Source organism: Caulobacter sp. 05T431 (assembly GCF_056665975.1).
Map to the genome: position 1 here is coordinate 73,674 of NZ_JBFTKU010000025.1, position 7,342 is coordinate 81,015.

The 7,342-nt window shown below is 67.3% G+C and carries 6 protein-coding genes and 1 pseudogene; 5 read left to right on the plus strand and 2 right to left on the minus strand.

From position 1 onward, the window contains the following. The first annotated feature begins 5 nt into the window (after positions 1-5). The 5 genes and pseudogenes from AC1U89_RS20520 to AC1U89_RS20540 all read left to right on the plus strand — a co-directional run. Complete coding sequence (locus AC1U89_RS20520) at positions 6-845, plus strand: enoyl-CoA hydratase-related protein (protein WP_479901493.1); 840 nt, start codon at positions 6-8, stop codon at positions 843-845. Positions 846-863: 18 nt separating this feature from the next. Continuing rightward, positions 864-2,258, plus strand: a complete 1,395-nt coding sequence (locus AC1U89_RS20525; protein WP_479901494.1) for a DUF3667 domain-containing protein — start codon at positions 864-866, stop codon at positions 2,256-2,258. 10 nt (positions 2,259-2,268) lie between these two features. Continuing rightward, positions 2,269-4,230, plus strand: a complete 1,962-nt coding sequence (locus AC1U89_RS20530; RefSeq protein WP_479901495.1) for an acetyl/propionyl/methylcrotonyl-CoA carboxylase subunit alpha — start codon at positions 2,269-2,271, stop codon at positions 4,228-4,230. Between the two features lie 66 nt (positions 4,231-4,296). Beyond that, a complete protein-coding gene (locus AC1U89_RS20535; protein ID WP_479901496.1) occupies positions 4,297-4,698 on the plus strand; it encodes a DUF1489 domain-containing protein in 402 nt (133 codons plus the stop codon). A gap of 263 nt (positions 4,699-4,961) precedes the next feature. Next, positions 4,962-5,039: pseudogene (locus AC1U89_RS20540) on the plus strand (hypothetical protein); the annotation flags it as partial. A 2-nt stretch (positions 5,040-5,041) separates the two neighbouring features. Here AC1U89_RS20540 and AC1U89_RS20545 read toward each other — a convergent pair. Together AC1U89_RS20545 and AC1U89_RS20550 are read right to left on the minus strand one after the other, a co-directional pair. Further along, positions 5,042-5,515, minus strand: a complete 474-nt coding sequence (locus AC1U89_RS20545; protein ID WP_479901497.1) for a GatB/YqeY domain-containing protein — start codon at positions 5,513-5,515, stop codon at positions 5,042-5,044. A gap of 148 nt (positions 5,516-5,663) precedes the next feature. Continuing rightward, positions 5,664-6,143: a HEAT repeat domain-containing protein gene (locus AC1U89_RS20550; protein ID WP_479901498.1), complete on the minus strand. Its 480-nt coding sequence runs from the start codon at positions 6,141-6,143 to the stop codon at positions 5,664-5,666. Positions 6,144-7,342: the final 1,199 nt, after the last annotated feature.

The following is a 7,342-nucleotide window of genomic DNA, read 5'->3' on the forward strand; positions in this document are numbered from 1 at the left end:
ACACCATGACCAATCCGATCGCCGACCCCATCGTCGAGGTCCTGAACACCGACGCCATGACGCCGCTGGTCCATCTGGAGTCCACGCCGAGCGGCGCGGTCACCGTCTGGATCAACCGTCCGGCCAAGAAGAACGCCTTCGACGCGGCCACCATCGCCGCCCTGCACGAGGCCTTCCAGACCCTGCACGGCGCCGAGGGCGTGCGGATCGTCTTCCTGCGCGGGGTGGGCGGGGCGTTCAGCGCCGGGGCCGACCTGGAATGGATGAAGGCGGCCGCCGACTGGAGCGAGGACGACAACCGCGAGGACGCCCTGGGCCTGGCCCAGATGCTGAAGGCCCTGCACGACATCCCGGCCCTGACCGTGGCCCTGGTCGAGGGGCCGGCCTTCGGCGGCGGGGCGGGGCTCGTCGCCGCCTGCGACCACGCCCTGGCCACGGCCGACGCCCGTTTCGCCTTCTCCGAGGTCAAGCTGGGCCTGACCCCGGCCACCATCAGCCCCTATGTGATCGCCGCCCTGGGGCCGCGCACCGCCAAGCTGCTGTTCGCCACCGGCCGGGTGTTCGACGCCGACCAGGCCTGGAGCTACGGCCTGGTGGACGAGGTGTTCGACGACGCGGCCGGCCTGGTCGCCGCCCAGGACGCCCTGATCGAGGAGGTGGCCGTCTGCGCCCCCGGCGCGATCGGCGACGCCAAGGCCCTGGTCAACGACTTCGCGGGTCAAAAGATCGACCGCGGCCTGCTCGACGAGACGGCAAAACGCATCGCCCGCCGCCGCGTGTCGGACGAAGGCCAAGAAGGCGTGCGCGCGTTCCTCGAACGCCGTAAACCCAGCTGGACCATCTAGAGTCGAGCAGGGGATGACATGACGGCGGCGGATCTCGAGACAGCGGCGGCGGACTCGGCGGCAAGCTTCTTCCTGCCAAGGAAGAAGCCGTTCACCCATCAGGGCGAGCCCTGCAAGAACTGCGGCACCGATCTGGAGGGCTGGTACTGCTATTCGTGCGGCCAGAACGCCGACACGCATCACCGCTCGATCTGGCACCTGATCTGGGAGGCCATCGAGGGGATGTTCCACCTCGACGGGCGCCTGGCCAACACTCTGCCGCTGCTGTTCTTCAGGCCCGGCGTGCTGGCCAAGGACTACATGGAAGGGCGCATCGTGCGGCACGTGCCGCCGTTCCGCACCTTCCTGGTGGCCCTGCTGCTGTTCATCTTCGCGGCCGAGCACGCCATCCACTCGGCGCAGCATCATTCGGAGGAAGAACGGCACAAGCGCGCCGAGCTCCTGGCCACGCCGCAGGGGCGCGCCGCCGAGGCCGCCCGCATGCGGACCGAAGCCGTCAACGACCGCGACGAGCGCCTCAAGGGGGCGATCACCGACCGCGACGAGACCCTTGCCGAGGCCGCCAAGTCCCGCGACGCCGACCTGAAGGATCCCGACGAGGATCGCGCCAAGGTCCTGAAGGACTACGGGGACGAGGTCGCCAAGGCCCAGGCCGGCTACCAGAAGGAGGTGGCCGACGCCCAGGCCCACTACGCCAAGGACATCGCCGAGGCCGACCACCTGCAGAACAATCCGCTGGCGGGGCGGGAAGCCCTCGCGGCCGAGGAGAACCTGCGCAAGTCGGCGGCCGAGAAGGTCCGCTCGGCCGAGGTCCCCAACGTCTTCGACGCCGACAAGGTCGAGGCCCAGGCCAATGCGATCGCCGAGAACTCGACCGAGACCGCGACGATCGGCGGCGTCCACATCAGGACGCCGAACCTGTCCTCGTCGACCGGCGGAGAAGCCGCGCATGAGGCGCCCGCCGCCGGCGCCGATCACGGCAAGGCGCGTTGGCCCAAGGCGGGCCTGGCCAAGGCGCTGGAGAACCCCGAATACTACATGGTCGTGATGTTCGGCTGGGGGCACCGCCTGGCGGTGCTGCTGCTGCCGATGTTGGGCCTGAGCCTGGCGCTGGTCTACCTCAACAAGCGCCAGTACTTCATCTACGACCACCTGCTGACGGCCACCAACCTGCTGTCGTTCGCGTTCCTGACCAACGCGCTGGGCCTGGTGCTGCCCGACCCCGTGCGCGGCTGGTGGTTCGTGCTGCTGATGGTCTGGACGCCGATCAACCTGTTCCAGACCCTGCGCGGGGGCTACGGCTCCAGCATCCCCGGGGCGGTCATCAAGACCCTGATCGTCTGGTGGTCCACCGTCTTCTCGTTCGTTCTGCTGCTGGGGTTCCTGATGGTCTTCACCCTGGCCCAGATCTAGGAAAATCGCCTTGCTCTCTTCCGTCCTCATCGCCAATCGCGGCGAAATCGCCCGTCGCATCATCCGCACCGCCCGCGAGCTGGGCGTGCGGACGATCGCGGTCTATTCCGAGGCGGACGCCGAGGCCCCGTTCGTGATGGAGGCCGACGTCGCCATCCTGATCGGCCCGGCCCCGGCGCGCGAGAGCTACCTGGTCCCGGAGAAGATCCTGGCCGCCGCCTGCCAGACCGGCGCCGAGGCGATCCATCCGGGCTACGGCTTCCTGTCCGAGAACGCCGACTTCGCCCAGGCGGTGATCGACGCCGGCCTGGTCTGGATCGGCCCGCCGCCCTCGGCGATCCGCGCCATGGGCCTGAAGGACGCCGCCAAGAAGGTGATGATCGAGGCCGGCGTGCCCACCACGCCCGGCTATCTGGGCGAGGACCAGTCGGTCGAGCGTCTGGCGTCGGAAGCCGCCAAGATCGGCTTCCCCGTGCTGATCAAGGCCGTGGCCGGCGGCGGCGGCAAGGGCATGCGCAAGGTCGACAAGGCCGAGGACTTCGCCGCCCTGCTGGCCTCGTGCCAGCGCGAGGCCAGCGCCAGCTTCGGCGACGACCGGGTGCTGTTGGAAAAGTACGTCACCCGCCCGCGCCACATCGAGGTGCAGGTGTTCGGCGACACCCACGGCAATGTCGTCCACCTGTTCGAGCGCGACTGCTCGCTGCAGCGCCGCCACCAGAAGGTCATCGAGGAGGCTCCGGCCCCGGGCATGGACGAGGCGACCCGCGCGGCCGTCTGCGGGGCGGCGGTCAAGGCGGCCCAGGCCGTGGGCTATGTCGGGGCCGGCACGGTGGAGTTCATCGCTGACGCCTCCGATGGCCTGCGCGCCGATCGCATCTGGTTCATGGAGATGAACACCCGCCTGCAGGTCGAGCATCCGGTCACCGAGATGGTCACCGGCCAGGACCTGGTCGAGTGGCAGCTGCTGGTGGCTTCGGGCGAGCCCCTGCCGTTGGCCCAGGACGAGATCACGTTGGACGGCTGGGCCATGGAGGCCCGCCTCTACGCCGAGAACCCGGCCACCGGCTTCCTGCCCTCGACCGGCCTGCTGACCCACTTCCGTCTGCCCGAGGGCGACGTGCGGGTGGACAGCGCGGTGGAGGAGGGCGGCGAGGTCACCCCGTTCTACGACCCGATGATCGCCAAGCTGATCGCCCATGGCGTCGACCGCGAGGACGCCGCCGCGCGACTGGCCGAGGCCTGCCGCCTGGTCGAGGTGTGGCCGGTCAAGACCAACGCCGCCTTCCTGGCCCGCTGCGMCAGCGATCCGGACTTCGTCGATGGCGCGGTGGACACCGGCTTCATCGAGGCGCGGCTGGACGACCTGATCGCCCGCGACTTCTCCGACGCCCCGACCCTGGCGGCCATCGGCCAGCGCCTGGAGGCCTTCATGGAGGCCGACCAGCCCAAGGCCGACGTCTGGGCCAGCGCGCCCTCGCGCCTGTTGGGCTTCCGGATGAACGCCCCGCGCGCCGCGATGAACCTGCCGCTGTCGGTGGACGGCAAGCCGATGCCGCTCCGCGTGGCCTTGGCTGGCGGAAGCGGCGATGACTGGTCGTGGGACATCACGGTCGAGGACGGCCGGGCGCTGGACGACGTGGACGTGCTGCCCGGGACCTTCGGCGGCGATCCGCTGTACGTGTTCGAGGGCGGCGACGTCCGCGAGTTCGACTTCACCTACCAGGGCGGCGGCGCCCACGCGGCCGCGTCGGACGGAGCGATCCTGTCGCCCATGCCGGGCAAGATCGTCTCCGTCGCCGTCGAGGCCGGCCAGACGGTCGTCAAGGGCCAGACCCTGCTGACCCTGGAGGCCATGAAGATGGAGCACGCCCTGGCCGCGCCGTTCGACGGCGTGGTCGCCGAACTGTCGGCCACGGCCGGCGGCCAGGTCAGCGAAGGCGTGGTGCTGGCGAAGCTGGAGCCGGTCCACTGATGTTTTGCGCGCGACGGGCGCCGAAACCGCTCACACTTTCGGCTGTCGCGCTCTAAGTACGCCGCCATGCCCCTGCACATCATCAAGCTCGTCGTCGGTTGCGACAACATCGAGGAACTGGTCGCCTGGCACGCCGAGGCCGACCGGCCGTGGATCATGCACACCCGCATGACGCCCAAGCGCATCGACGAGGTGCTGGACGGCGGCTCGCTGTACCGGGTGATGAAGGGCCAAATCCTCTGCCGCCAGACGATCCTGAAGATCGACACGGTGGGCGAGGGGCAGGCGTCGCGCTGCGAGGTGACGGTCGACCCGACCATCGTCCGCGTGGCCCCCACGCCCCGGCGTCCGTTCCAGGGCTGGCGCTATCTGAAGCACGAGGACGTGCCGCCCGACCTGACCGAAGCCGAGGCCGCCGAAATGCCGGCCGAGTTGGCGCGGCAGCTGCGGGAACTGGGGGCTTGGTAGGGCTCTAGGACGAGGTGGGCTCCGGTCCGCTTTCGGCCCGTTGCGGACGTTGAAGAACGCCCACCGAACCCCTCTCTCTTAGAGAGAGGGAGGGGCCCATGGCGAAGCCATGGGAGGGTGAGTGGTTACACCCTCACCGAATGAAACGCGGTCGTTCGGCAGGCCTTCGATTGTTCGCCAATATCCACGACGGGTAGGCGTGGCGCGCTTCCTCTGACACCTCGAAAACGAGGTTGAACGTCTTGGGTTTGCCGGCCGGCGGTGAAACCACTCACCCTCCCACCGCTTCGCGGCGGGCCCCTCCCTCTCTCTATGAGAGAGGGGTTTGCACGGCGCCCTCGGTCTAGGCTCTGGCCAACGCGCTGGCCGCCTTGCCGTCATACTGGCCGCCGAAGTTGGCCTTCAGGTGGGCCATGATCGCGCCGACATTGGCGTCGGGGTTCTGGACCCGGAAGTCGTTGATGGCCTCGCGCAATTCCGCTTCCGTCATCTGCTTCGGGCCATAGGAGGATAGAATCGCCAGTTCGGTTTCAGCCGCCTTGGTCCGCTCGTCCACCTTCGATACATCGCCGTCGGCTTCGACCAGTCGCGCGCGTTCGGCCGCGAGGTTTTCCAGCGTCAACTTCGTGTTCTTCAAGAACTTCGCGACGGTTGCGACGACCTTCTCGTCAGTGACTTCGGTCACGCCGCGCTTGAACTCTTCGGTCGTGATCTGCGTCGCTTCGCCGATCAGCGTGGTGAGCAGGTCGGCCTTCAGGCGGTCGCTCACCTTGCGCGCCGCCAGTTGGTCAGCCTTCAGCTCGTCGAGCAAAGCCATGTCGCCGTCCTTTCAAGTCACTCTGTTCGGTCGTGCTGTAGTGGGGGGAGAGAGCTAGCCGTTCAAGAGCGCAGTCGCGCGTTCGGGCGGTTTCTGGCGTCGCCGGGACCGGTTCAATCCGAAGGGCCGCCTTCGACCCTAGTCGGACTTAACCGCCTTGCCGTTCCGCAGCCTCACAGGCGTGAAGCGCTTTAAGAGCCGCGTTATCCAAGAAACTATCGCCAGATGGTTCGGCGAAAGCACTTAAGTCACTGACCAGGGACGGGTGAGCAACTAGGACCGCGGCCTCGAAAATCGCATGAGGTACGGATGGACCCGAAAGTTCTCTTTGAAGTAGCGGAAGGGCCAACGCCTTGTCACGCTGGGCCAATCCGAGAATCGCCTCGGCGCGAACAAGTTCGCTCTCGTCCTCAGCAGCGCGGAGGAGCGCCGCCCGGACCTGTGGCGTGTCAACTTCTTGCTGAGAAAGAAGCAGGGTGGCCCAGTCACGATTTACGGGGTCATTGTCTTCGATCAGGTTTATCAGGCGGAGAAGGTTTACTTCGGCGTCGTCGCCTTTAGTCAAAGGCTCATCAGTGTCGATGAACGTTCGTAGAAAGCTGGACGACGGCAGGTATCTTTCAGTCATACCAGCATCCTAGCGCGACCATGTCCGCAAACCACCCCGAACAGACCTTCGTCCCCTCCGCTTTCCGGCACGGCGCCCTAGGTCCGGTTTCAGGCGCGGGCGTCGTTTCTCCACCCGACCCATGGCGGACGTCGAAGGACTCCCAGTGAACCCCTCTCTCTTTGAGAGAGGGAGGGGCCCATGGCGAAGCCATGGGAGGGTGAGTGGTTACACTCTCTCCGAATGGGGTGCGGTTGTTCAGCAGGCCTTCGGTTGATCGCTGGGTCCATGACCGGCAGCGTGGCGCGCCTTTTCTGACACCTCGAAAGCGAGGTTGAACGTTTTGGGGTTTGCCGGCCGGCGGTGAAACCACTCACCCTCCCACCGCTTCGCGGCGGGCCCCTCCCTCTCTCTCAGAGAGAGGGGTTCCGAGGGCCGCTCCCCACCGCTAGCTGACCTTCAGAATGTCCGCTTGGCGTAGGTCTCCATCCGCCCCGGATGGGCTTTTGACGGGGCAGGGCCTTCTTCCATTTTAGAACCGTCATCCTCGGACTTGTTCCGAGGACCCCTCTGTCGGCGGGGTTGTCGGTTGGGGGTAGGCCGCGATCTCGCCGCTCCACGGATCGTCCTTCTTCGTGGCTGAAGCAGGGGTCCTCGGAACAAGTCCGAGGATGACGGACGGTGGAGCGAACCCGGGCCGGGGACATGCCCTTGCGGCGTGTCCCCAAGACGGGGCTCGGTGCGTCCGATGGGGACACGCCACGAGGGCATGTCCCCAAGACGGGGATCGAGCGCTCTCCATCCCCGCCAGCGGCGAGAAGAACCCCAGCAATTCCAATGCCCTGCAGAAAAATCAGCGTCACAAACGCGCCAGGGTTTGAACCGCCCACATACTGAACCCGTCACCATCACGGGGAGGGCTCTTGGTACCGGCCCAAGCAGGCGATGGGGATGGAACCGAGCGGGGCCGAGCCGGCCCGGCGATCGGATCGTTGCGGGAAGCGGGGCTCAGAAGGTCCCAAGGCCCGGAACGGGCGAGCGCTGGACGGCAAGGGTCGACGGGGCCGGGAGGTTCAAACCGGCCTGTTCCAGGATCAGTCGGAGTCGCCGACGGCCCCTTCCGGGCGACTTTGATCCTGCCCGCCCGAGGGGGAACGTCGACCGGGATGAAACAGGCMCTCAGTCGCCGTCCCTTGAGAAGAACGGTTYCGCGGAGCGGT

Coding starts and splice junctions, on each gene's coding strand:
- AC1U89_RS20525 (WP_479901494.1), top strand. CDS start 864: ATGACGGCGGCGGATCTCGAGACAGCGGCGGCGGACTCGGCGGCAAGC.
- AC1U89_RS20545 (WP_479901497.1), bottom strand. CDS start 5,515: ATGGCTTTGCTCGACGAGCTGAAGGCTGACCAACTGGCGGCGCGCAAG.
- AC1U89_RS20535 (WP_479901496.1), top strand. CDS start 4,297: ATGCCCCTGCACATCATCAAGCTCGTCGTCGGTTGCGACAACATCGAG.
- AC1U89_RS20550 (WP_479901498.1), bottom strand. CDS start 6,143: ATGACTGAAAGATACCTGCCGTCGTCCAGCTTTCTACGAACGTTCATC.
- AC1U89_RS20520 (WP_479901493.1), top strand. CDS start 6: ATGACCAATCCGATCGCCGACCCCATCGTCGAGGTCCTGAACACCGAC.